Annotated in this window: 38 protein-coding genes, 1 tRNA gene and 1 other RNA gene; 16 read left to right on the top strand and 24 right to left on the bottom strand. The window is 43.9% G+C overall.

The features are described from left to right. Window position 1: 1 nt before the first annotated feature. The 21 genes from terL to ACZ2XM_RS07155 all read right to left on the bottom strand — a co-directional run bounded on the left by terL (window position 2) and on the right by ACZ2XM_RS07155 (window position 10,891). The gene (gene terL / locus ACZ2XM_RS07255) at window positions 2-1,537 is read right to left on the bottom strand and encodes a phage terminase large subunit (RefSeq protein WP_490587729.1); all 1,536 of its coding nucleotides are present in this window, start codon (window positions 1,535-1,537) and stop codon (window positions 2-4) included. Further along, the gene (locus ACZ2XM_RS07250) at window positions 1,527-1,970 is read right to left on the bottom strand and encodes a DNA-packaging protein (protein WP_490587728.1); all 444 of its coding nucleotides are present in this window, start codon (window positions 1,968-1,970) and stop codon (window positions 1,527-1,529) included. The genes terL and ACZ2XM_RS07250 overlap by 11 nt, the downstream gene beginning before the upstream one ends. A gap of 70 nt (window positions 1,971-2,040) precedes the next feature. Further along, window positions 2,041-2,115 (bottom strand) — tRNA-Ile (locus tag ACZ2XM_RS07245). A 348-nt stretch (window positions 2,116-2,463) separates the two neighbouring features. Beyond that, complete coding sequence (locus ACZ2XM_RS07240) at window positions 2,464-3,312, bottom strand: DUF6414 family protein (protein WP_490587727.1); 849 nt, start codon at window positions 3,310-3,312, stop codon at window positions 2,464-2,466. Continuing rightward, the gene (locus ACZ2XM_RS07235) at window positions 3,275-3,463 is read right to left on the bottom strand and encodes a hypothetical protein (protein ID WP_490587726.1); all 189 of its coding nucleotides are present in this window, start codon (window positions 3,461-3,463) and stop codon (window positions 3,275-3,277) included. Before ACZ2XM_RS07235 ends, ACZ2XM_RS07240 begins: the two co-directional genes overlap by 38 nt. 296 nt (window positions 3,464-3,759) lie before the next feature. Continuing rightward, window positions 3,760-4,179, bottom strand: a complete 420-nt coding sequence (locus ACZ2XM_RS07230; RefSeq protein WP_490587725.1) for an antiterminator Q family protein — start codon at window positions 4,177-4,179, stop codon at window positions 3,760-3,762. Beyond that, complete coding sequence (locus ACZ2XM_RS07225; RefSeq protein WP_490587724.1) at window positions 4,179-4,661, bottom strand: hypothetical protein; 483 nt, start codon at window positions 4,659-4,661, stop codon at window positions 4,179-4,181. The genes ACZ2XM_RS07230 and ACZ2XM_RS07225 overlap by 1 nt, the downstream gene beginning before the upstream one ends. Continuing rightward, window positions 4,661-4,942, bottom strand: a complete 282-nt coding sequence (locus ACZ2XM_RS07220) for a hypothetical protein (protein WP_490587723.1) — start codon at window positions 4,940-4,942, stop codon at window positions 4,661-4,663. Before ACZ2XM_RS07220 ends, ACZ2XM_RS07225 begins: the two co-directional genes overlap by 1 nt. A 19-nt stretch (window positions 4,943-4,961) precedes the next feature. After that, window positions 4,962-5,483 (bottom strand): hypothetical protein, encoded by a 522-nt coding sequence (locus tag ACZ2XM_RS07215; protein ID WP_490587722.1) that lies wholly within the window; start codon window positions 5,481-5,483, stop codon window positions 4,962-4,964. Next, window positions 5,480-5,857, bottom strand: a complete 378-nt coding sequence (locus tag ACZ2XM_RS07210) for a hypothetical protein (protein ID WP_490587721.1) — start codon at window positions 5,855-5,857, stop codon at window positions 5,480-5,482. Before ACZ2XM_RS07210 ends, ACZ2XM_RS07215 begins: the two co-directional genes overlap by 4 nt. Before the next feature lie 144 nt (window positions 5,858-6,001). Then, on the bottom strand, window positions 6,002-6,181 hold the full coding sequence (locus ACZ2XM_RS07205) for a hypothetical protein (protein ID WP_490587720.1): 180 nt from the start codon (window positions 6,179-6,181) through the stop codon (window positions 6,002-6,004). A 98-nt stretch (window positions 6,182-6,279) separates the two neighbouring features. Then, window positions 6,280-6,645, bottom strand: a complete 366-nt coding sequence (locus ACZ2XM_RS07200; protein WP_490587719.1) for a RusA family crossover junction endodeoxyribonuclease — start codon at window positions 6,643-6,645, stop codon at window positions 6,280-6,282. Between the two features lie 170 nt (window positions 6,646-6,815). Then, window positions 6,816-6,953, bottom strand: a complete 138-nt coding sequence (locus ACZ2XM_RS07195) for a hypothetical protein (RefSeq protein ID WP_490587718.1) — start codon at window positions 6,951-6,953, stop codon at window positions 6,816-6,818. After that, entirely contained in the window at window positions 6,950-7,360 is a 411-nt protein-coding gene (locus tag ACZ2XM_RS07190) for a hypothetical protein (RefSeq protein WP_490587717.1), read from the bottom strand. Before ACZ2XM_RS07190 ends, ACZ2XM_RS07195 begins: the two co-directional genes overlap by 4 nt. Then, window positions 7,357-7,863 carry a hypothetical protein gene (locus ACZ2XM_RS07185; protein WP_490587716.1) on the bottom strand — a complete coding sequence of 169 codons (507 nt, stop codon included), beginning with the start codon at window positions 7,861-7,863 and terminating at the stop codon, window positions 7,357-7,359. The genes ACZ2XM_RS07190 and ACZ2XM_RS07185 overlap by 4 nt, the downstream gene beginning before the upstream one ends. Before the next feature lie 28 nt (window positions 7,864-7,891). Next, window positions 7,892-8,782, bottom strand: a complete 891-nt coding sequence (locus ACZ2XM_RS07180) for a phage replication initiator YdaU family protein (RefSeq protein WP_490587715.1) — start codon at window positions 8,780-8,782, stop codon at window positions 7,892-7,894. Window positions 8,783-8,792: 10 nt separating this feature from the next. Continuing rightward, on the bottom strand, window positions 8,793-9,134 hold the full coding sequence (locus ACZ2XM_RS07175; protein WP_490587863.1) for an HNH endonuclease: 342 nt from the start codon (window positions 9,132-9,134) through the stop codon (window positions 8,793-8,795). Window positions 9,135-9,352: 218 nt separating this feature from the next. Further along, the gene (locus tag ACZ2XM_RS07170; protein ID WP_490587714.1) at window positions 9,353-9,781 is read right to left on the bottom strand and encodes a hypothetical protein; all 429 of its coding nucleotides are present in this window, start codon (window positions 9,779-9,781) and stop codon (window positions 9,353-9,355) included. Continuing rightward, on the bottom strand, window positions 9,765-9,920 hold the full coding sequence (locus tag ACZ2XM_RS07165; RefSeq protein ID WP_490587713.1) for a hypothetical protein: 156 nt from the start codon (window positions 9,918-9,920) through the stop codon (window positions 9,765-9,767). The genes ACZ2XM_RS07170 and ACZ2XM_RS07165 overlap by 17 nt, the downstream gene beginning before the upstream one ends. Further along, window positions 9,920-10,654 (bottom strand): phage antirepressor KilAC domain-containing protein, encoded by a 735-nt coding sequence (locus tag ACZ2XM_RS07160; protein ID WP_490587712.1) that lies wholly within the window; start codon window positions 10,652-10,654, stop codon window positions 9,920-9,922. Before ACZ2XM_RS07160 ends, ACZ2XM_RS07165 begins: the two co-directional genes overlap by 1 nt. Window positions 10,655-10,657: 3 nt before the next feature. Then, window positions 10,658-10,891 (bottom strand): hypothetical protein, encoded by a 234-nt coding sequence (locus ACZ2XM_RS07155; RefSeq protein WP_490587711.1) that lies wholly within the window; start codon window positions 10,889-10,891, stop codon window positions 10,658-10,660. A gap of 126 nt (window positions 10,892-11,017) precedes the next feature. On the opposite strand from ACZ2XM_RS07155, the gene ACZ2XM_RS07150 reads away from it, so the two are divergent. The 14 genes from ACZ2XM_RS07150 to ACZ2XM_RS07085 all read left to right on the top strand — a co-directional run bounded on the left by ACZ2XM_RS07150 (window position 11,018) and on the right by ACZ2XM_RS07085 (window position 17,105). Continuing rightward, the gene (locus ACZ2XM_RS07150; protein WP_490587710.1) at window positions 11,018-11,719 is read left to right on the top strand and encodes an XRE family transcriptional regulator; all 702 of its coding nucleotides are present in this window, start codon (window positions 11,018-11,020) and stop codon (window positions 11,717-11,719) included. A 236-nt stretch (window positions 11,720-11,955) separates the two neighbouring features. Next, entirely contained in the window at window positions 11,956-12,129 is a 174-nt protein-coding gene (locus tag ACZ2XM_RS07145) for a hypothetical protein (RefSeq protein ID WP_490587709.1), read from the top strand. Window positions 12,130-12,204: 75 nt separating this feature from the next. Next, window positions 12,205-12,549, top strand: a complete 345-nt coding sequence (locus tag ACZ2XM_RS07140; protein WP_490587708.1) for a hypothetical protein — start codon at window positions 12,205-12,207, stop codon at window positions 12,547-12,549. Window positions 12,550-12,558: 9 nt separating this feature from the next. Further along, window positions 12,559-12,702: a hypothetical protein gene (locus ACZ2XM_RS07135; protein WP_490587707.1), complete on the top strand. Its 144-nt coding sequence runs from the start codon at window positions 12,559-12,561 to the stop codon at window positions 12,700-12,702. After that, entirely contained in the window at window positions 12,702-12,935 is a 234-nt protein-coding gene (locus tag ACZ2XM_RS07130; RefSeq protein WP_490587706.1) for a hypothetical protein, read from the top strand. The genes ACZ2XM_RS07135 and ACZ2XM_RS07130 overlap by 1 nt, the downstream gene beginning before the upstream one ends. Next, window positions 12,922-13,635: a hypothetical protein gene (locus ACZ2XM_RS07125; RefSeq protein ID WP_490587705.1), complete on the top strand. Its 714-nt coding sequence runs from the start codon at window positions 12,922-12,924 to the stop codon at window positions 13,633-13,635. The genes ACZ2XM_RS07130 and ACZ2XM_RS07125 overlap by 14 nt, the downstream gene beginning before the upstream one ends. A gap of 139 nt (window positions 13,636-13,774) precedes the next feature. Further along, window positions 13,775-14,422, top strand: a complete 648-nt coding sequence (locus tag ACZ2XM_RS07120) for a hypothetical protein (protein WP_490587704.1) — start codon at window positions 13,775-13,777, stop codon at window positions 14,420-14,422. Next, complete coding sequence (locus tag ACZ2XM_RS07115; protein ID WP_490587703.1) at window positions 14,419-14,916, top strand: siphovirus Gp157 family protein; 498 nt, start codon at window positions 14,419-14,421, stop codon at window positions 14,914-14,916. Before ACZ2XM_RS07120 ends, ACZ2XM_RS07115 begins: the two co-directional genes overlap by 4 nt. After that, entirely contained in the window at window positions 14,916-15,050 is a 135-nt protein-coding gene (locus ACZ2XM_RS07110; RefSeq protein ID WP_490587702.1) for a hypothetical protein, read from the top strand. The genes ACZ2XM_RS07115 and ACZ2XM_RS07110 overlap by 1 nt, the downstream gene beginning before the upstream one ends. Before the next feature lie 17 nt (window positions 15,051-15,067). Then, window positions 15,068-15,577, top strand: coding sequence for a single-stranded DNA-binding protein (locus tag ACZ2XM_RS07105; RefSeq protein WP_490587701.1), 510 nt, complete (start codon window positions 15,068-15,070; stop codon window positions 15,575-15,577). 245 nt (window positions 15,578-15,822) lie between these two features. Further along, window positions 15,823-16,005 carry a hypothetical protein gene (locus tag ACZ2XM_RS07100; RefSeq protein WP_490587700.1) on the top strand — a complete coding sequence of 61 codons (183 nt, stop codon included), beginning with the start codon at window positions 15,823-15,825 and terminating at the stop codon, window positions 16,003-16,005. Window positions 16,006-16,172: 167 nt separating this feature from the next. Then, window positions 16,173-16,298 (top strand): hypothetical protein, encoded by a 126-nt coding sequence (locus tag ACZ2XM_RS07095; protein WP_490587699.1) that lies wholly within the window; start codon window positions 16,173-16,175, stop codon window positions 16,296-16,298. Then, on the top strand, window positions 16,295-16,828 hold the full coding sequence (locus ACZ2XM_RS07090; RefSeq protein WP_490587698.1) for a DUF551 domain-containing protein: 534 nt from the start codon (window positions 16,295-16,297) through the stop codon (window positions 16,826-16,828). The genes ACZ2XM_RS07095 and ACZ2XM_RS07090 overlap by 4 nt, the downstream gene beginning before the upstream one ends. A 1-nt stretch (window position 16,829) precedes the next feature. After that, window positions 16,830-17,105 carry a hypothetical protein gene (locus tag ACZ2XM_RS07085; RefSeq protein ID WP_490587697.1) on the top strand — a complete coding sequence of 92 codons (276 nt, stop codon included), beginning with the start codon at window positions 16,830-16,832 and terminating at the stop codon, window positions 17,103-17,105. A 328-nt stretch (window positions 17,106-17,433) separates the two neighbouring features. On the opposite strand, the gene ffs is transcribed toward ACZ2XM_RS07085, so the two are convergent. Then, an RNA gene (ffs, locus tag ACZ2XM_RS07080) (signal recognition particle sRNA small type) lies at window positions 17,434-17,530 on the bottom strand. Window positions 17,531-17,955: 425 nt separating this feature from the next. Here ffs and ACZ2XM_RS07075 point away from each other — a divergent pair. Continuing rightward, a complete protein-coding gene (locus ACZ2XM_RS07075; RefSeq protein WP_490587696.1) occupies window positions 17,956-18,696 on the top strand; it encodes an SIMPL domain-containing protein in 741 nt (246 codons plus the stop codon). A 154-nt stretch (window positions 18,697-18,850) separates the two neighbouring features. On the opposite strand, the gene ACZ2XM_RS07070 is transcribed toward ACZ2XM_RS07075, so the two are convergent. Both ACZ2XM_RS07070 and glnA read right to left on the bottom strand, forming a co-directional pair. Further along, window positions 18,851-19,717 (bottom strand): DUF4124 domain-containing protein, encoded by an 867-nt coding sequence (locus ACZ2XM_RS07070; RefSeq protein WP_490587695.1) that lies wholly within the window; start codon window positions 19,715-19,717, stop codon window positions 18,851-18,853. A gap of 258 nt (window positions 19,718-19,975) precedes the next feature. After that, a complete protein-coding gene (glnA, locus tag ACZ2XM_RS07065; protein ID WP_490587694.1) occupies window positions 19,976-21,385 on the bottom strand; it encodes a type I glutamate--ammonia ligase in 1,410 nt (469 codons plus the stop codon). A gap of 715 nt (window positions 21,386-22,100) precedes the next feature. Between glnA and ACZ2XM_RS07060 the strand changes: the two genes are divergently transcribed. After that, window positions 22,101-22,781, top strand: a complete 681-nt coding sequence (locus ACZ2XM_RS07060; RefSeq protein ID WP_490587693.1) for an anthranilate synthase component II — start codon at window positions 22,101-22,103, stop codon at window positions 22,779-22,781. The last annotated feature ends 12 nt before the right edge of the window (window positions 22,782-22,793 follow it).

The following is a 22,793-nucleotide window of genomic DNA, read 5'->3' as shown; positions in this document are numbered from 1 at the left end:
CTTAGCCTACAACGTCAAAGACGGATTTTGATTGTCTGCCAATATTAATTAAATCAATAAGCGGGTCGATTTGGTCATCATGGTCGTGCGACATATCAGCACTAAATGCTTCGGCTTCGTCGATAAAATCACCAACCCATGCAGCATTTAACGGTATATAAACAATGCCATCCTCAATGTAAGGATGTGCGTCCATAAACCTTGTGAGCTTGTCTGTATTACGCTGCACAGCTTTTATAGACACCTTTGTTTTGCGCTTTAGGCCTTGTATTAACCCTGTGCCACTTGCTTTATCCTCAATAGCCACATAACGCAATCTAGGCGTGTTTGGATTGTCATTGTGCTTATTGATAAACCTTTCGGCCTGTCTCTCTAAGTCGGGCGCCTCCCATTTACCGCGTAGTACATCAACTATGACTAAATTACCGTCATAATCTTCACCTGCTGCCATAAAGACGCTGTAATCATTAACCTCTTTTGTCTTTTGCGCGGTATCAGCAAAGATTGCCAACCACTTGAGCTGTGGTAAAACTGTATAGCGGCCAAAGTACGAGGCTTTGATTAATCCGCCGCCAAGTTTGGTAGGCGTTTGCATGTACTGGCTGTGGAATGTATAGCGGCTGACCTTTTGACCGTCTTTATCACTGCCGCCTTGCTCAAGCTCTAACAGCGACAATAACGACTCTTTAGATGGCCAATAGCTTTGTCTGCCTTTGTCGTCACGCTCAACGTCCGTAGGCACCAACTTTGCAATGCTAGGCGGTAACGTCTTGATAAACGCATCATCAATCAATGCCGGTATGTTGACGTGCCGCCATTTGCCGCCCATATTCCCATCTAGGATAAATTGCGTGGGGTCATCGCTATGCAATCGCTGCATAATCAAGATAATAGGCGTATCGCTTTTTGCCTTACGACTTTTTACGGTATTAAGCAATTTACGATTAGCTGCTTTGCGCTTAGTGTCACTAAAGGCATCTTCAGGCTTTAATGGGTCATCAAGTACAATCAAGCCGTTAAACTCTTTTGACATACGACCAGCACGGCGACCAGTTACCTGGCCACCCATTGAGGCCGCATAAATATGCCCACCCTCAAATCCCTCTATGTCTGTCTTCCAACTACCCTTTGCGTCTGTGTCACTGGAGATAGCGACTGGCCATAGCTGTTGAAAGTATTTAGATTTAACAATGGTTCGAGCTGTTGATGATACGTCTGTCACTAAGCTATCACTAAATGACAAGTACAAAAACCGTGAGCGTGGATTAAGCGCCAACCCACGAGGGATAATGTTCATCGCCATTTCGGTTTTAGAGCCACCAGGTGGCAAGTTAAAGATGATGTTCTCTGTCTCTTTGCCGTCTTGCGCTCGCTTGATTAATCGGTCTATCTCGTAGGCAATATAATGATGGTGCCAATTGGTTAAAAACTTATCGCCCATACGTTGTTTGAAAAAGTATCGGACAAAGAATAGATGCTGCTTTTCACACTTGTGTTTTATGATCGATAATCGGTTAGCGTCATCATTAGTATTCATCTTCCAACTCGTTATCTATCACCTTGGCAGTTTCAGGCGTTAGCGGTTGCGGCGGGGACATCGAGCCATCGCTTGATGTGTTATCGACCTGCTGCTTCTCGCTATAACCATGATTAGATAGCATTAGTTTTGCGATAGTGGCGTTAAAATTGCCCATTAAGCCGCCATTAACCAACTTGCTTTCTTGGATTTGTTCTAACTTCTCTAACGTGTCCAACAATTCATTGCTTTGGCCTTTGTAGTTGTAGATTGATGAGCGCGGTATATCTAAGTAACATGCCAATCCCGCTACTGTTGGCACTATATCTCCATTGCTTGTGTAGTCAGTTAAATACATCGCAGCCTTACTTATAAGCTCAGGCGTAAGCTGTGACGGTCTACCAACTTTATTCACTTCATCAATCTCAACGCTGTCGAGCATATCGTCATTCATCGTATGCCCTCCGGCAATCACATATAAAAAATGCCCATCAAATCAATGTGGGCAAAGTGGTTAATTAATATGGTGGGCCCAGACGGTTTCGAACCTTCATCTGACCGATTATGAGTCGGTTGCTTTACCCTTAAGCTATGGGCCCGTAGTTATTAAAAATTCATTTTTTGCAAGACTCTATCAGTCTCACATAAAACTTAGCATCACTATTGCCGTAGCTTGCTCGCTCTCTTAGCGTTTTAAGCCGACAATCTCTTAATGCTTGAGTTATCGTGCTATCACAGTAGCTCTCGTATAACTGCTTATTTGTCATAGCATCCTGCTAAAATCTAGGCAATAAAAAAGCCCGATGCGTTAACATCGAGCATTAAAAAAGCCCTCACCGATAAGTTGGCAGGGCTATGACCTATCTACCACCTTTAGCTCATTAAGCCAAGTGATACAGGATTTTGAATCTTTATATTACTGCATAATACAAATTTATATCAAGGTGTTAATCTGCATTATCACCTAAGGAAGTATCAATGCTTCTAAAAATTGCTATCGGTGTTATACCAAAGGATGTGTTAGGACGGCCAGCCATGTTTTTCAATTGACTGACAAAACTTCTAATTACGCCTTGGAGTTCGGAATCGTTTTCAGACTCGTATGTAAAATCATCATACGGCAAGGCATCTAGCACCCCTAGTAAATACCATTCGCCAGCCATAAACTCTCCATGCTTAAAGTTTGTATCATGCGTTGGCGTCGATAGCTCATTCCTATTTAAGGTCATCCATACTTCTTGCACATTATTATTAGCATTAACTAAAAAACGACTTTGTATTGCAAAGGGAACATTTTTTATAAATGCAATTAAATCGTCTTTAACTTTAGCTATATCTTTAGCTTGATCGCGCTCAGTTTTGTCTTGTGATGTTTTAGCTTCTCTTAGGTAGAAATTCAGAGCTGGCTCTACAATCCCTCTAAGCATGTTAACATCTACGATTCCCAGCTTCCCTTTCAGTAAAACCAATTGACCTAAATTAGATTCACTCAACTCTCGATTTATAAATCCCTGCTCATCTAGTTTATCAATCATCTCACGAGGCATTGTGTCAGTAGCATTATAAAAACGCTCACCACCACTATTTGAAAAACCTTTTGTTCCGAGCTTCCCGCCAGTAACAGTAGGCACGCCTATAGTGGCTTCCATGGTTTTTTCATCAGAAACGCCATGTATTTCTTTGTATGACTCAATAGAACCATTACCAGTTAACTGAGCATAGAAAGAGCTTATCTTCCTGCTATCCAAATAAAAGAAATCAAAGAGAGATTCTATGATTGGTAATCCTTGTGCCATTCTTTATCTCCTTCTGATTCGAATCCCTATGGCTATTGTATTTGGCTAAAGATTTATTCAACATATTAAAGTAAGTGCTTGTTGCATCCGCCAACACATCTGCAGGCTTTAAGCCCTCAGAGGCTTTCTTGTTATCGCTTTCATTTTTCATAACCTTCTCCTTACCGATGAAAGCATGCTAATGGACAACATACAGACATTTTGAAAAAGCGTCCACCTTAACCACAAAGACGTAGATGAAACGCGAATACAAAATCTACAACCCACGCCACGATATCCACATAGTAAATTATACTAACATAATTATATGTAGAATTTACTTCCTACATTTGTATTCATTTATCTTGTACTTGCTCAACAAAAAGCCCCACAAATTAATGTAGGGCTTGAAATAAGGTAGCTGCTTACGTATTAATCGGCAGCTTATATGAATAATAGCACCATGTTTTAAAACATACAAGCCTTATCGTTTATTAGCTCGCAATTGATGAAGCCAATGGCGTGATTGAGTAATGGATTAACATGGTAATTGGTCGCTTTCTTCTTACCGCATGGATATTCAAATTGTGACCAGTAGTCATCAGCTATCTGCTTCACTGACCAATTATAAATAAAATGATAGGTAACGATATTATGCAAATGCACAGAATGGCGCATGAGCTTGTTCATCGCCCTGTCTACTGCCAACGCCTCATCGTCTGATATAAAACTCACCTGCGCTCGTTTAGGTGGTTTATCGCCCTTACACTTCTTAGGCGCTGACCTAATCAACATAAGCGACGGACTTTTACAGCCAAGCTCGTTATTGTCGTCACTCACCCATGCGCCGTAAGCAAAAAGTAAGTCCGTTATTGATAAGTCGCTCATTAGTAATCCCGCCCTTGTACCCAGTCAATGTCATTTGGTATCGTTAAAATCATGCCTAAACTTGTAAAATGGTCGTGCATCATGTTCAGGTACTTGTCGTGCTGCTTGATGGTCATCAGCCTTGTTACATGTAAGTCCCACGGAACCATCATAAACTCCAGCTTTTGCTCATAAGAGTAAGGCGGCACCCTATCCCTAATCTTTGAATCGTAAAGCTCTGCAAACGTGTCATTCTCGTTTCTCAGCATTGGCACACCAAAGTGTAATTTGCAGTAAGCGCGGTATTCCTCCGCTGTCATATCGCCTTGCTGTTCTGCTTCGTTCACCCAAAGACGTTGTAACCGATTCTGATCAGATGACCGCTTTTCCCTTATCCCTTTTTCAATATCAACCGTAAATGGCGCGTCCATGTTCTTAATTAGCGATAGCAGCAAATCCCTATCTCCCTCACTCTTAACCCACCGCTTAATTTTCTTAGTCATCAATAATCAACCCCGTTTTGCTCAATCTTGCGTTCCTGCCATTTCAGCAATCGATTCGTTTCCTGCCATTTCTGCATAAACCATTCAAGTGACTGCTCACGACTCATGCCCATGTTGTACTGGTCAAATTTAGCGTGGCATTCGGCAGCCATCGGTATCGTGTACTTGTCATCGGCTTTTAAGCCCCTCGCTTTACCATGCTCGCTGAAATTTGAATGAGCCGCTTGGCTTGGCGCTTTACGTCCACAGCCACAGCAGCAGTCCATCAATCTAATTTTCATGAGCCTGTCGTTATCGCGCTTACTCACTTTCTAGCCTTACGATTTCAGCTTTGATGCTTTCAATTACATACTCCCATTGCTGCGAGCGAATACAAAACATCGCATCTCTAATATTTCCGCCACGATGACTGGCAACCTGATACATTGCTCGCAGCCAAGACTCATCTGTTATGAATCTGTCATCACTCGCCAACTCAGCACATCGCACGGCCTTTTTTAAATCCTCAATATCATCCCACTTGCTGCCACAGCGATAGAGGTACTTAAAACATGCCCCACCGAAGTACATCATGTGCTTAACAACCTCTGTGCAACCAACTCCGCTTGCGTCTTTGTAATGCGGCGGGTGATTAACCATGTCTGCTTTAGGCTCAAAATACTCTAAAAAGCGGCTGACACTCACGTCATACACATCACCATTTTCACTACCAAGCGTATTCAAATAAATGTAATAAGCGCGACTATGGTTCGCCCATTTTATTTTTACATCGCCTTCATTGTTTTTGCCCTGCCAAACACTACCAATCTCAATATCACTCATCTGCTCACCTCGATATATGCGTTAGGCTTGTCAATACACGCCTCTAAATAAAGTCTGACAAACTCCACAAACCCGCTCCAAGTACCCCAGCCGTTTGCAGGACTAAACTGCTCGTAATGCTCACGCCTTGCGTACAAGTCACCCAAGGCACGACTTAGCGGCTCTATCAACTCATGCGCTTGCGTTACGTTAATCTCATCGGGCCGCCATAAATATTCGTAAATCCCTGCAGCATCGGCCATTTTGTTTAAGTTATGCGTTACGTTGCCGCTGTATATCTCGCTATCCCAATAAAACTGGCTCTGCTCGTCATAATTCATATCGTCAAAATCACACGGCTTTAGCTCTTTTAGTAAATAAACATCCAAACTCATCTCACCACCTCGAAATCTTGCATGAATATAAACTTGCGCATTGGCACCGGTGTCTTACTATCACTTGCTTGATACGTCACAAGCTCATCACTCTCAAATATCACTAACACTCGCAGCCCTGTTTTTTTATTCATGTAGAGTTTATTAACCATTGTTTGTCTCGTATTCGTTCAGCGCCTCAACCAACAAATCAACCGACTCGCACATCATTTCAGCGTAAAAAATCTCCCCAGTTGTATTTTCATCGTTGTCATACTCTCTTAGTGAGTCTCGTACCGATTTTGCAGCGTCAATCAAATTCTTTAATCCTTTCATACCACTCATCCCCATATCTCCGTTTTAAGCCCCCTCTAACCCCATTCAGCACCCTTTGCATATAAACGGGATTTAAGCGGCTTGTACCTATCAAATTTTGCCAATGCTTACGGATTTAGCTCATATAGCTCAACGTCTACTCGACCGCCTTTGATAATCTCACCACGCTTAATAATCAGCTCGTCTATCAATTCGTCATCGGCTATCACTTTTGCGTGTGTTAGCGCGTCCCAGACTGCTTTTTGATAGTTATCAATGTCAAACTTACGCTTATCCCTACCGCATATCGTTATATGTGCTTTAATGCGTCCTGTGTGCGTCCTGATACGCCCTAAACTTGCCACGTATGCAATGACCTCACTTCTAAACTTTCTAGCCTTAGCGGACAGATACTTGCCTTTTGGCTTTACTAGCCAATACCCATTCACCGAGGGCGGAATTGGCAGGGTTGCTTTGAAGAATGGTTCGGTCATTTGGTGACCTCGCTATCTGTGCAAACATACATTTTCTTGCCGTACTTAAACTTGCCATAGTCATCACAGTCTGATGCCGCTGAATGCCTTCCAAGTGAGAATCCATACAGCAGCCCCACAAGCAAACAAATCAGCATGAAGAACATAGAACACCAAAAATCACCCATCACCTACCCCCTAATAATCTGCTCATAACTCTTACGGCTCATAGTCTCTTTAGTCCCATCGTGATATGTCAGCACCACCGTATCGCTCTTAATCCACTCTTCTCTTTTGACCGTCTTCTTGTTATAAACGTTTGTTTTCATACACTCACCCTCGCCCTACACCGGTTCTCATCCCAATCAGCATCTTTGTTGCTGCCCATAATAAAATCCCCTGCTTCTTTGATTGCGTGCCATGCCTTGTGTACCGTGTCCGGCTTAATCATCACCGCACTGGCTTCGATGTAGTCATTGGTGCCAACCTGGTACATACGCACTGTGATTCTAAAATTCCGCTTTTTCCTCATGACTTGACGACCCTGTGTTCTCCAGTGCCCGGTAAAAAGACTTGCTGCTCGCATCTCCTCAAAAGTCTCTTTGTTGAGCGGTACTGTTAGCGAGCCTTTTTTGGTGCAAGGTGGTAGCTCCTTAACCTCTTTTGCTGTCAGCCATCTAAAATTTGATATATCGAGCAGCGCAAAGGCTCGTTTTAATTCTTGGTCTAGTGTCATGCTTGCTGCTCCTTGCGTCTAAACTTATTCAAAAAGTCGTCAATCTCAGCGGACTTAGGACTATCTGGCTTAACTGGGTTATGGCTGTGCTCAATCTGGTGTGATTCAGGGATAACAAACGTTGCCCCTGCTTTGTGCTCGCTGATAACTTGCTGATAGATACTGTCAAAGTGTTTGAGGTAGTTGTAATCAGCGTTAGCCAGCTTTCCCCACCCTATTCTTGTTGCTGTCTCGTAGATTGTCCCGTGTACCCAGTCTCGCTCTACCTGTCCTCTCATGCCGCAACACTGGCAAGCTGTGTCGAAGGCGGATTGTGTGCTGGGGTAATCTAAGCTGCTATCGGTACGGGCTAAGGCCAAGAAGTCAGCTGGGGCTGTTGGTGGCCATTGCAAACCTAGTGACTTGCGTTTTGCTGTACCAAACTCGCTTGCAGTGATACCTAAGTCATTCAATGCGATGTGCCAGACGATTACTGTGTCTGTGTCCCAATCCTCGTCTTTCATCTTCGATCTAAACAAACGCTTCCAGCCGTTAAACAGGCTTGCAATCTCTAGCTTCGTAATAGCCGTCTGGTGCTGCGAACTCGTCTGGGAATCGCTCTGCAAGCTCTGCATTAAGTTTTTCTGCGTAGATGTCGGCTTGTGAGCGTTTTGGCTGATTGCTGCTGTTAGCTGGTTGATTGTTTGCATGGCTGTGTCCTTGATAATTTGTTTGCTGTGGTTTTGGTTGTGCGTTTAAGTACCAGTCAGCGTTAAAACCTTTCCAGTCTTTGGTTATCCAAAAGGCGATGATTTGATCCAATGTGTGACCAGTTGCCTGTTGAGCTTTCTCCAATGCATTGAAAATCGTTGTCCAAGCGGTTTTAGTGTTCGAGGTCTTTTTGTCTTTTCTGAGAATTAACAAATCATTCCAAATCTGATCAGATACCGATTCAGGTTTTTCAGGTGAGTAAGATTTCGATGATTCTTTTTTTGGTTTATTTTTTTCTATATTTTTCTTTAAAGGTTTTTCTTTGTTTTCTTTATTACGTCCCAAATTTTGGGAGCTAACTAGGTCAGATTTTGGGAATCTAATGGTCATATTTTGGGATGCTAAATTTTGGGATGCTAAATTTTGACCATGTTTTTTAGCGTCAAAGTTGGCGATATTTCCATAATTTAAACTGTAAATAGTCGTCGTTCTCTGCTGTCTTTTTTGATCTAAAAAACCAAATTCGATCAACTCTTTTACGGCTTTTGAAACTGTGTTTTTGCTCATATTGCAGTTAGACTGAAGAAACGTATTAGACAGCCCTTTGTCATCATTTCCGTAACCATCAATCATCCTTACCATTCGCATTAACACGCTAAACGCGACTGGCGATAAGAACGGCTGCGCGTCAAATATCTTATTGTCTACTCGCGTGTAACCTGTCTCTTTCATTGTTTGCCTCTTAATTGCTTGCATTACACACCCCCAGCCACTCTTCCATTGTCTTTGTGCCCTTGCTGCTATTGCATGACCGGCATAGTGTTTGTAAGTTCTCTAAGGTCGTTCCCCCTCCCTTAGATTCGGGGTGAATGTGGTCTACCGCTAAATCTTTATATGAGCTACAGTTGATGCATCGATATGCGTCACGCTCAAAAACCTGCGTCCTAAGTGACTGTGTTATAACGTCTTTTCGCGGGTAGGATGGTTTCTGGTATTCATCTCCTACGGTCCATGTGGCAAATTTATCGCGCCTCAAATGGGTGTAGACATTCGCTATGTAGTCAGCGCATAGCACACACAGCATAAAACCAGTATCGTAAAAATGGCCGCTAGCCTCGTTTGTGCAGATTTGACACTCATAGCAGCCATCACTACCAATTAAAGGTCTTAGGTCGCCTTGCTGGATAAAAAAGCTTGACTGAGCTTCTAGTTGAATATCTTTGTAATTCATGGTTAAATACCTTTGTTGATTGGATTTGGTTTCGGATTAACATCGACCGACTGTTTACGCAGTCGGTTTTTTTACGCCTGCAGTTTGTAGTAATCGACTTTTAGAGAGCCGTTGATTTTCTCTCCATCTTGCAGCTCGACTCTCACCGTCTCTATGCCCTTGATGCCAGCCGTTCTAAGCTGACCGACCGCCTGACTAATCTGCTTTCTGGTAAACCCACAATCGCCCTCTCTTATCTCTTTGTGCTCCAGTAAGTGTTGATATACTGTCTTGGCAGTGGGCCCATAAGTGGGCGGTTTTGCTGCCCGTGGTTTTTTAAGATACTTGGGCTTAGGACTAACACCTTTGATATAGTCCCGATGTACCGGTCTTGGCTTAGGTGCAAAATCTCCCAACCTTGTAATACCCTTCTTTTTGTCAAACTCCGCAACCTCTGCTTCGGTCGTTATGTTTTGCCTTGCATAACGTGGCATGGCCGGAAAATTAGGCTCTCTTTTCATTTTTGCGTCGCTCCTTGTCCTGTTCTACTTTTTCAAATTCACGTTTGATTGATAACTCGTCGCCTACCACCTCTGTGCGTCTTCGTACTTCGTGGCGGCAGGTGCCGTTGGTTTGGTTTGGGCAGTCGTTGCAGGTCATTACGCTACCTCCTTAACTATTGCGAATATCTCAGCTAATCGAGCTAAACCCTTGGGCGTAAACATTGCCTGAGTGGTGGCTTTTTTGGTCCCGTCCCTGCCGTCATAAGTCACTGGGCGCATGGTCATGTAGCCCTGTTGTATGCGGTCACTGTGCGGCTGTAGGCGCTCTTGCGAGTCTCTATACATCCAATTGCGCTTAATGGCCCATGTATTAAACTTGCCAGGCTTGATACCTAGTGTTTTGGCTGTGTCCCGAGCATTTAGACTGCCCTCTGCCGCTGCAATCTCGTCTAGTGCGGCTGCTTTAGGTGCCGCTATAGCCAACTGCTCTTGTGCAATCATCTTGGCTTCGTACTGGTCAGCAAAAGCGCGTGCTGCTTCGACTGGATTAGTGAAGTCCGGCAGTGCCATGACTGATTGCTGCGCCTTACGCTCGCACTCTAAAAAGTAATCTCTAACCTGTTCGCCTTTTTCAGTGCGTACTTGCATCGCTAGCTTTTTGGCAAAGTCGATTGATAGCAGGTAGTTGGTGGTTGGTCTGCCGCCTTGGGTATTCGACATTAAGTCGTAAACCCCGTAGTCCGTACCTTTAAGGGCAAAAGGATTGTCCTGAATATTCTGCTTTGACCATCTCGCCCACTGAGTGCTGTCCAGTCCTAGCGCCTGATATAACTCTTTAGCATCGACCGCTTGCTGCAAGTCTTGGTTTTCGTGAATCGTTAGTAATTCCATTACTTAACACTCCTCCAAGTAATAAATTCCAACTCTATGCTTGGCGCATAGCTCAAAAAGTTTATGTCGCACTTCATATTTAAAGGTGCTGCTATCAACGCCATTGAGCACTTGCGATACTCGCCCCTGACTAACGCCAATTGCGTCACCGATTTGTGCCTGTGTTACAGCCTTGCTATCTAATAAGCCTTGAATGGCTTTCTGATAGTCAAAAGCAGGTATTAAAGTAGTTGTCATGATTCCCTCATTAGTTAACTATTAACTTGACACCGCTATATTAGCAAACTAATATACAAATTAAAAGCTATCTATTATTTTTTTGTTGTAAATTATTAGGAAATTAATAATCTTATGGGTATCTTTATGCAAAATAATCTTGGTAAGCGCGTTAAATTTAAACGCGAACAGAAAGGCTGGTCACAGTCCCAACTAGCTGACAAGGCCGGAGTTTCGCAAGGTGCTATAAGTCAATTAGAGAAAGGCATGTCAGAAAGTACACGCCATTTATCTAAGATAGCTAAGGCATTGGGTGTAACCACCGAGTACCTGACAGATGGCAAGGAGTTAATCGCCGAGCAAATGCCAATATTTGATGAATTTGTGATTGTTGGTGGTGATAATGCGGGCGCAACGCCTGACCCTGACGAATACGTTATGATTCCGCAGTACGATGTGCATGGTAGCTGCGGGAATGGCAATATGATCGGGGATGTGGCAGTAAAGGGAGGTCTGGTCTTTAAAAAGGACTGGGTTGCCAAGCTAGGCAAGCACAGTGGCAATCTAGCGACTGTTTACGCACAGGGAGATAGTATGTCACCCACCATTGAGGAAGGGCAGGTATTGCTAGTAGATACCAGTGAGATAAAACCACAGTCATCTAAAGTGTATCTAATATGTATTGATGAGCAGTTGTATATAAAGCGGCTGGTTAATATGTATGACAAGTGGGTTATGCGCTCAGATAATCCTGATAAGTCCAGCTATCCTGATGTAGAGTTGTCAGCAGAACGCATGGCACAAGTAGACATACAGGGTCGCATCGTTTGGCAAGCTGGTCTGCTCTAACCTAACCTAGTTCCACTAAGCCGCCTTAATTGGCGGTTTTTTTGTGCCTGTCTATATCAGCAAGCTACTAAAATCAGTTATCTAATAAATTATTGTAAAAATAATAGCATTATTATTAGATAGCTATTGACATTAATTATTAGATAGCTAATAATATACACATGGAAAGGCAAACAAGGTTAGGACGACTAACCCAGTGATTGCTAAATCAGAATTTAAGTCGAATGGAGATGCTTATGAAAGCTAAAAACTTAAGAAAAATGCACAGAGCTATCGCTGCTAATAAGTCACGTAAAAGCAGTGATGTAGCTCGCATAAGCAAAATGCAAGATAAAGTCGCTAGTAATTACGACATCCACAAAAATTTGGAGATCGTAGTTTTTGACTCAACTGCATGGGCTAATAGATAAATAACGCCCATAAAAAAGCCCTGCTCAACCGGACAGGCGACAGGGCTTAACTTAAAACGTACTAAGGAGGCAAGTATGCCACACACATTAAGCAAAACGCAAATCAAGATAGACCCACGGGGCTATGACTATGAGATTAACGAGTTTACCTACCACAAGTACGGTTACTTCTACTTTGAAACAAAAGAGCTGCTGGTAAAGATTGGGTTTAGCTCAGACGAGTACGGCAATATCACAGGGTTAGAGGTTGGCGAAGCGCTAGATGAGAATGAAGAAGCCGCTGAGTACGTTATTGATGACAGTAACTACAAGGTGATAGCTGACCAAATCGAGCCGCTACTCTGGGGTGAAGATTACTACGACGGCCATGCTGAGCACGGCATGAGAAACAGCGATTTTTTATACGGCTACTACGCTTAGGAGAACAACATGAAAAAGTTTGAAGTGAATTTTATTCAGAAGAAAGTTTATATGACTGTTTACGTCAACGCTGATTCAGTGGCTCAGGCTAAAAGCATCGTTGTTAGTCATGAAGGCAAGGTCAAGTTTGATTCGGTTAGAGAGGTGGCGTAATGATAGACAAGATCATCGACATTATTGAGCAAGTAATCATCGGCGCTATATGCGTTGGTGTATTACTGCTAGCAATGGCTGTAACCGGCTGTCATAAGCCGCTGTTAGCTCAGATTGAGCAAGACGTAGCAACTAGCACAGTTGAGCCGCTAAAGAGCTTTAGAGCTGACACCAAACACGCTAATGATTTTTTGGCAAAGAATAGAAAGGATGTGGATTATGAAAATTACTAAAAATCAGCGTATTGAGACGCTGGAGCGCAAAGTAGCAGGACTGACGACAATGTTAACTATGTTGCAGGTATGGTCAGACCATGCAGATAACATGCTGACAGAGCTAAATCACGCACTGCCAGACCCTGAATATGACGCTAAGTGTGAGGCGCAAGAAGCTGATATTGATGCGTCGCTAGATAGACATCGTGAGCGCCTAGGCTTGAATAAGCCACAGCTCAAGCAGCTAGACCAAAGTGTTTTTGACGATCAAGACAGTGAATGGCAGTGGGCTGCGACTGATAAAGATGGTGATGTTTGGGTGTATTGCGAAGAACCTAAAATCGATAAAGGGGATAACAGGTGGTCGCCAAGCAATAAAACGCCAGCAAAGGTTGGCGAAGGCTACGACGCATCAAACTGGCAAAACTCGCTAATCGAGCGTGACGACATAGCTAAAAAGCTTGCAGAGGTTGATTTGAGTAGTGAGCTGACGGGTAGTGATCTTTGCAAGGCGATGTTGGCAAGGGGTGATAAGTACGTGCTCTGCTATGCGTCTGACCTTGGTGATAAATACGCAGTAGAAAACCGTGGAAGAATAAACCTTATGACGCACACAGATGGCGATGGTATTTTTTCAAATCGAGCGCGCTGGAGGAATGCAGTGCCAATCAATCAGCGCACAGGCGAGCCGTTGACAGCGAGCGAAGTCGGTTTATAACTAATAAGGAATAAGACAATGGCTAATCAACGTGACGACATGGACGACAGACAGCAAGAAGAATGGTATCTGCTAGAGCTGGATTATGAGTACGAGAAATGGCTAGAGCAGCAAGCTGAGGAAATGGGGAGCAAGTGATATGAGCGACAACTTAAAGATATGGAATAGGGTTAATCAAACTCCTAATCACTTCTTAAAAAAGATTGAGTTTGGTTACTTAAAAGGTAAGAGCGACATTAACCCTCAGTGGCGATTAATGGCGATGACGCAAGCGTTTGGAGTGGTTGGTCATGGTTGGACTTATCGCATTGTCAAGATGTGGTCAGAGGCAGCCCCAGACGGCAGTGTGATGGTCTTCGTTGAAGTCGCTGTCAAAACAAAGTTAGACGGTGAGTGGGGCCAAGAGTTTAGCGGCATCGGTGGCTCAACTATCGTGGATAAGAACAAAAACGGATTGCAGCCTAATGACGAGGGTTATAAAAAAGCGACAACTGATGCGCTGGGCGTGGCATTTAAAGCGGTGGGTGTAGCAGCAGACATCTATCTAGGCAACTTTGACGGTAGTAAGTACCTGTACGACTACAGCGCAGCTTACAACGAGCCACAGCCGCCGCAGCGCAATCCTAGCTGGGCTTACAACGACAACGGGGTAAGAATACTACGTCCTAATGAGTTTGACGCAGCGCTAGCGGCAGTTGCGGCAGGTAAGTACGACAAAAGGGACTTGCTAGACCCCAATAAAATTGATTTATCAGCAGAGCAGCGAAAAGTAGCGGAGGGAGCATGAGTAGCATTTATCAACTAACAGACGACTACCAGCGTCTATTTGATGATATTGCAGCAGCCATTGAGGACGGTGATGAGCCGTCTCTTGATGCAGCATTGGCAGCGTTAGAGCTGCAAGACAATATCAAAGATAAAGTTGTCAATATCGGCAAGTATTTAAAAAATATCAGCGGCTCAATTGATGGGTTATCTAAAGAGATCGCAAGACTTAACGCACGTAAAAAGAGTCTACAGCGTCAAGATGAGCGACTAAAGGCAGCGTCATTAGCAGCGTTGCAGATGCTCGGTATTGAGCGCATTGACGATGACATTATGCCGGTGCGCATACAGTCAAATAGCGCATGGTCGGTGCAGATTGAGAGTGTAGAGCGATTGCCTGAGCAGTATCGACAAATTGAGTACAGAGCAGACAAGCGCAAGCTGATAGCTGATAAAGACCAGTTACAGCTAGACGGTGTGCAGTTTATCAAGGGCAGCCATGTGAGGTTTGGGTAATGACAGACACCGAAAAGACACCGGATAACATCGATGATGCTTTAGCTGATTTTGACAAGCAAAAAGAAATCGAGCGAGATAACAAAGAGCTACCAACGTCAGGAATGGACGCTTGGAATAACATACCTTTTTAATAGTGGAGTAATGAGAAATGGCCAACCAAAATCAAGTAAATATCACCGGCAGATTAGGTCAAGACGCTGAGTTTAAAGCCTTTAACAATGGCAGTGGTGTGTGCAACTTTAGCGTTGCGGTATCAGAGACTTGGATGGATAAGAACAGCGGTCAAAAGCAAGAGAAAACTGAGTGGATTCCTGTTGCGATGTTTAGCAAAGGCGCTGAGAAACTAACCCAGTACCTACGCAAAGGTACTCAAGTCCGAGTTTGCGGCAAGTTTAAAACACGATCATGGGATAACAACGGTACTAAGCAATATAAGACCGAGGTTGTGGTTGATGGGTTTGGTACTGAGGTCGAGCTACTAGGCAGCCCTAGCGATAACAATGGGCAGCGACCTAATAACGGTCAGCAGCAGAGCTATAACAATAATCAGCAGAGCAATCAACGCCCTGCCCCTGCTCAGCATAACAACGCTATGAATGGGAGCGCACCAGTAGACGATGATATTCCATTTAACAAGCATTTTGACGGTCAGTTTTAACAATTAACTAGACCCTGCTGACGGGGCTAATAGTCAGATGCGTCAAGGCTTGATGATGATGCAGCTAAAAGAATCGCAAGCAGCTAAGACCGAGCATTTCCTTTCGCATTAACGTGTGGCGTGTAATGACGCACTTGGGGCAAAGCCGATTGACTGACGTAATCAGTCGCTTTACTTGAGCTAATTGGCTGATGTGTGGGTGTCAGTTAGCTCAACTAAAGTAATCAACAACAAGAGGATAGATCATGACAAACAATAACGGCCACAGTCTAAAAATAGGCAATCGCTATCACTTGGAGCTGCAGCAAAACAGATTAGTGAGCTTCGAGCTGCTAGAGATTGAGGGTGACATGGCTAAGATTACTAAAGACGGGGAGGATTTTATGGTGGTGACTATTGATAGTTTGGTTTTGGAGGATGCAGCGTGAGTAAGATACCGTTAAGGCCGCTAGTTTGGATTGAGCATAGAAGTCCTTTCACTGACCAACTATGCTCGGTTGCTACTCGAACAATGACGCATGAGTATATTATTTGCAGAAACCCAGTTGATTTAGGGTGGTGTGTGCAGATAACAAACTTTGCAGAGCAGAGGGCGATGACACGTAAAAAAGTAGTTGATATTGCAGATGGTAAAGCATGGGTAGAGAGCGACCACTATCCCCTAAATATGAGCGAGTGGGTGCTAACGATTGACGAAATCAAAAGGGAGTTGACGCAATGACTAATGACGAAATTAGAGAAAGGGCACTAGCTGAGGGCTTTAAGCGCAAGCTACAACCTGATGGCGCGATGGATTTAAGCCCGTATGTTTTTAACGCTATCCGAGCCTGTCAGCCGCAATGGATTAGCGTTGATGAGCGGTTGCCTGAATACCAAAACACATTATCAGAAAAGGATAAGTGTCTAGCATTAACCAAGTGCGGCAAGGTATGGATGGGGTTTTACAGCGCAGACTTTAAGCCTAACGAGTGGTGTTTGTATGGTTGGTTTTCAAATGATGGTTGGCATCCCTTTGAAATTACACACTGGATGCCGCTGCCTGAGCTGCCTAGCAAAATAAGCGGTACTCGCTACAAGGTGTTTTTACGAGACATTCCAGATGTTAGGGGCGGGCAAAATGAATCGTTTATTGATGCCGTAATTACAGCCGCTGATGCTCTAAGGGAGTATGCAGCTAGTGGTCAAGGGTTGCCGGAGCCAAGCGAGCCTGAGCATGGTGATGTGATGATTGAGTTACGGACGGGAGATTGAGATGAAGAAATTGACGCAAGCGGTTTTTGATGGTGCGCCTGCCTGGGTTAGGAGTACAGACCTAATAAGCAGTGGTCATGGATTCTATCGCAGCGTGACTAAAGACAAGATGCAGGCGGTTGGATTGTGGCGCAGCTTGATAAGCAAAGAGGATATTTGCGGCTATCGGTCGCAGATGATTGAGCAAGGTTATTTCGACAATCACGGCAAGTACGTGTCAGCACCCGAATTTGACCGTACAGACTGGCAAAACAGCGCAATCGATAGAGAGGTGTAAGGTGATTGAACATAACGATTTAATAGAGGGATTGCATCCCGATGGCTTTACGTCACTGCCAAGTGCTGCCAAGTTGTATGATGTTAGTACGGCAACTTTGAGACGCAGGTGGGATAACGGTGATTTCCCCAAACCAGTCAAGCTAAGAGGTTGTACTAAGAATTATTTTAGGAATTCAGATTTATTAGAATATAACGCAGATTTAGAACAGACGGAGACCGCTTAGGCGGTCTTTTTTTTGGCTAGTGGCTACCTAATTGGCTACCTAATTATATTCAGATTCGCTACAGCCCAATGAAATCAAGGAATTTTAGGCAAAAAAAAGCGACTTCACCAGCACATCCTCGGCACACACTGTATCCACTACCGTTGCTACCTTCCGGTCCTGGCGGGGTTTGCAGTACAATGTTGCGAGGCTACCAATGAAGCCACCATGGCGTATTATACCGATGTTTATCTGAATTACAACCCCAGCGCTAAATTATCTGCTTATAGCTGCCTACTCCCATCCGCAACCGCCCCATACAATCCCATCTTTAACTTATCTAGCCTATCAACGTTTTTGATATAGCATTCTGACACTTATCGCTATAACAGTATCACTATGCTCCGTCCTGTTTAAAACAGGCACCTAGCACACAATAATAAGCCAGAACTGTCGATTAATAATATTTTGTTACAATTGCTTGATACCGTATACAGGTAAGCCCAACCAGCTCACAAAACAAACCTATTATCTGCTCCGTAAATAGATAAAAATAGAGCCTACATAGTACCTGCTGCTCCTTTCAGCATTAGAAAGCTCGACAGCAAGCTATGACCCTACACAATAAAAACTGAGGAAAATATTATGAATAATGTCATGAAAAACAGCTCTAAAAAAGCCACTAAAGGTCTAATCGCTTCTGGCGCCGTTTTATCTCTTTCCGCTTTAATGGCACTGGGCACTACGGCTCATGCTGAGCCTACCGGCTATAATCAGGTGACTTTTAACACCGAAGTCAAATCGGAAGTGGCGAATGACGAAGTGCGGGCTACGCTGTATAAAAAAGCCCAAGCCACTGATGCCAAGACTTTGGCTAAGACTCTAAATACTGCGGTCAATTCTGCTGTTGCTATTGCCAAGCGCTATCCTAACGTGACGGTGAAAACGGGTCAGCAAAACACCTATCCACGCTACGATAAAAACGACAAAATCATCGGTTGGACGGGTCAGGCGAATATCGAGCTAAAAAGCACTGACTTTGCTGCTACCAGTCAATTGATTGCGGATCTGCAAGAGACTTTAGTGATGGACAATCTGTCTTTTGGCGTATCTGAGCCGAAGAAAGACGAATTAGAGCGTCAGCTTATGGTACAAGCCTCAAAAGCTTTTCAAGAGCAGGCTAAAACTATGACTACTGCTTGGGATGCCAAGGGCTATCGGGTCATTAATGTTAATCTAAACACTGGCAACAACTACCCTCGCCCAATGTATGGCGCGATGATGAAATCTGAATCTATGGATTCATCTGTGCCTTCGCAGAACTTTGAGTCGGGTAACAGTACTATCACCGTAACGGCCAATGGTACGATTGAACTCGTTAAATAAGTCTTACTAGTGGCTTATTGGCTAAGCTAGCTAGCTTACTCATTGCATGACCTTAAATAAGTTGGCTTAGTCATAAAAAAAAGCTGTTCCTAATCATAGGGACAGCTTTTTTTATATTTAAATTTAGTCTGGATTCTTCTTAATAACACTTTTGCTATTTAAAGGCTGAACTGGTTTTTACAGGGGTTTGTACGGCGCTTCCCTGTCCACCAATAGCTTGCGAGGCAGCATCTTTAATTTCGTCACTGCTCTTATCTTTATGCAATTTTGGTAGCGCCGCTTGAGGTAAATGCTGCTGTTGCATCTGCAAATAAAGTTTTTGTGGCCATGATAACTTTTCATAAGCCTTTAGCTGCTCGATCAGTTGCTGCTCTCTCAATTTTTTCTGTTGCAGTACCAAGGTATTTTGCAAGATATAAATGGTCTGACTGACCTCAGCAATCACAGCCCCTTGCTCATTGCTAATTTTTCCCGAGATTTGGTGTTCACCGGGTAACATATCAAGCGTAGGCAGCTGTGCGGTCACCCCTTGCGCTACTTCATTACCGTCCAAATAGATGGCTATTTTATCCGCTGCTTTTAATGCTGGCGAGACCGCCAACTGAATATCGATACTTTGTGCAGGCCGGCGATACGCCTGCGAGCTTGCTGGCGTGGTCATAGCTAAGCGATAAGTGGCTGACGTAGAGCTAGCCACTGCCTTGGTATTTAGCTCAGGTGCCGTATTATTTTGCACAGCTAGCGCTTGCCCAGCAGTGCTATTAGTGCTCGGTGCAGAATATGCTGGGGCATTGGTCCCCGAAGCAGCAGCGCCTGGACGAGCCGTAGCGATATGGGTATCACTCACCTGTTTACTGTTATCTTGTTGATAGCTGTCAGGACGGTCGGTAAAGGTAATGCGTCCTGTGTCTTTATCGACGACTTTATAAATAGACGCAGCTTGCCCCGTTCCCGCTGTCAGCGCTAGGACAGAAAAGGCCAACGTAAGGCTAGCAGATAAATAAGTAAGGGGTTTCATCATATCTCTTTGTCATATCAAGATGGGGCTAAAGTGAGGTTACTATAGCAATTATCCCTACTTTGTACCATTGCGACAGCGCAATAAAGATAGAGGAGTAAAAATAGCTTTCTAAATAAGAACTACTGGGTAAATAAAAAATCCAGCCAAAATAAATCTGGCTGGATTTCTTGAAACAAGAGGCTTAGTGATAGGACTGCTATTTAGCGAAATACTATTTAGCGAATTGTTATGCTATTAGTCAATCCTATCCGCTATGGACTAGCAGCTGTAGTACATATCGAATTCGATAGGATGAACGGTGATGTTCAAGCGGTCGACTTCTTCTTGTTTTACAGCAATATAGGCATCTAGCATATCTTTACTGAACACGTCGCCTTTAAGCAAGAATTCGTGATCGTCTTTTAGCGCTTGTAGAGCCACTTCTAAGTTTTCAGCCACTGTTGGGATTAGCGCTTCTTCTTCTGGTGGCAAGTCATACAAGTTTTTGTCAGCCGCATCGCCAGGATGCATTTTGTTTTGGATGCCGTCAAGGCCAGCCATTAACAAGGCAGCAAAGGCTAAGTACGGGTTAGCCGTTGGATCAGGGAAGCGAGCTTCTACACGGATACCTTTAGGGCTACTTACATGAGGGATACGGATAGAGGCTGAGCGGTTACGGGCTGAGTAAGCCAATTTAATCGGTGCTTCGTAATGGGGTACTAGACGCTTATAGCTGTTGGTCGATGGGTTCACGATAGCATTTAGGGCGCGCGCATGCTTGATGATACCACCGATGAAGTATAGGGCGCTTTCAGATAAGCCCGCATACTCGTCGCCAGCAAAGGTATTGACGCCATCTTTAGAGATTGACATATGCACGTGCATACCTGACCCATTATCACCCACTAGTGGCTTAGGCATAAAGGTAGCCGTTTTGCCAAACTGGTGCGCGACGTTATGCACGATATATTTAAACTGTTGTACTTCGTCCGCTTTACGAACCATCGTGTTGAATGACACGCCAATTTCAGACTGGCAAGAAGCCACTTCGTGATGATGCACTTCGACGCGATCTGGACCCATAACGTCTTCTAAACGTTGGCACATAACCGCACGTAGATCTTGTGAGCTATCGATTGGTGGTACTGGGAAATAACCGCCTTTAACGCGTGGACGGTGGCCCATGTTGCCCCACTCGTAGCTTTCATTCGTCGACCAAGCGGCTTCTTCAGCCGTAATCTTCGAGCTTGAACCTGACATATCGACCGACCATTTTACATCGTCAAATACGAAGAATTCTGGCTCTGGACCGAAATAAGCGGTGTCACCGATACCGGTAGACTTGAGGTACTCTTCAGCACGGCGAGCGATTGAGCGTGGGTCACGGTCATAGCCTTGCATGGTCATGGGCTCGATGATGTCACAAGTCACAACCACGGTTGGTACGTCAAAGAACGGGTCAAGGAAAGCCGTTTCTGGATCTGGGCGTAGGATCATATCTGACGCTTCGATACCTTTCCAGCCAGCGACTGATGAGCCATCAAACATTTTGCCATCTTCTAAGACATCTTCATCAATAGTAGAAGCCGGATAGCTGATGTGCTGTTCTTTACCACGGGTATCGGTAAAGCGAAAGTCTACCCATTTAGCACCAGTTTCTTCGATGAGATCAAACAGTTTATTCGACATAAAACACTCCAGTATAGTGATCGTTTAATTAAATATTGCGGTAATCTTGCGTTGCTATTGTTTAGAGATTGTCTAAAGAGCATCATGCTCGTTATTGGTTATCTTGCTTAAATACGGGTGGCGGCTACTCATTTTAGTAGCAGCAAATGCACAGTACTGCAAGGCCAATTATCCATAAAATATTATCAATAGTATGAGGTCATATTCTGCGCCTAAGTATAGGTGAAGACGCTATAAAATCATAGACTCGATTACTAAGCGGCTACTCCCTATTCATAATCTATAGAGATAAGATATAGAGAAAAACGCTGTAGACATCGCCATAATTTTATCCTTAGCCTTACCTATACTAGTGGTGCAAACCCTATGCCATCTTTTACAACCACTTAGATAGCGTTGTTTTTTATGGTCAGCTTATTGTCAGCGCTAGATTATTGAATAATTGCACCAATATAGAACTTTATAATCTCAATAAATTCACTAAAACAGAGCAATCATAGTTTATATTAAAATAATTGCACCAAATTGGTTAGATTAATTCAAAAAAGGTATGGTGGTAAGTTTTAAAGCAGCTATTAGCAGTATCTAGCTGCGTTTTTCCTAATTCACCGATCCGTCAGGCCCTTATATTTAATCCCTAAGTAAATGATGCTAAGATGATCTGCCAAAATGACCTCTCAATAAAATCCTAGCAACTGCTTAGTGCCTCTATATAATGACTGAATCCACACAAGTATTGATGATCGATAACCACGACAGTTTTACGTATAACATCGTGCAGTATTTAGAAGCCCTGCAGCAGGATGTGGTGGTCTGGCAGAACGACGCTTTTGCTTTAGCCGATATTGCGGCGCTGGGACCAAAGGCTATCATCATTGGTCCCGGGCCTTGTCGACCTAGTGACGCTGGGCTCTCCCTAGCCGTGATTGATACCTATAAAGGGCAGATTCCTATTCTGGGTATTTGTTTAGGTCATCAAGCTATTGGGCAAGCTTTCGGTGCCCAAATTGTGCATGCCCGCGAGATTATGCATGGCCGCTTATCTCAGGTGTACCATCGCCAGCAAGGGGTATTCACAGAGCTGCCTAGCCCCTTTAATGTCACGCGTTATCATTCGCTCGTTATCGAAGCTGCTAGCCTACCTGCTTGCCTTGAAGTGACAGCATGGACGCAAGCTACAGATACCGTAGATGAGAGTCGCATTGATGAAACTCTTACTGATGAAACTCTTATTGATGAGATTATGGCCGTGCGCCATCGTCATCTGCCTATTGAAGGGGTACAGTTTCATCCTGAATCTATCTTGAGTGAAGCCGGCTATCAGCTATTAAATAACTTCTTGCAGACCTATGATTTAGCTGTGTTAGACAAGGACGATTTGCCCAGTGTAGGTTAGCGGTTTTTTATA

It is taken from the genome of Psychrobacter sp. CoH-33_TS_01 (assembly GCF_058189395.1).
Note: the sequence above shows the minus strand (reverse complement) of the source record. Positions and strands in the feature narration are given on the sequence as shown.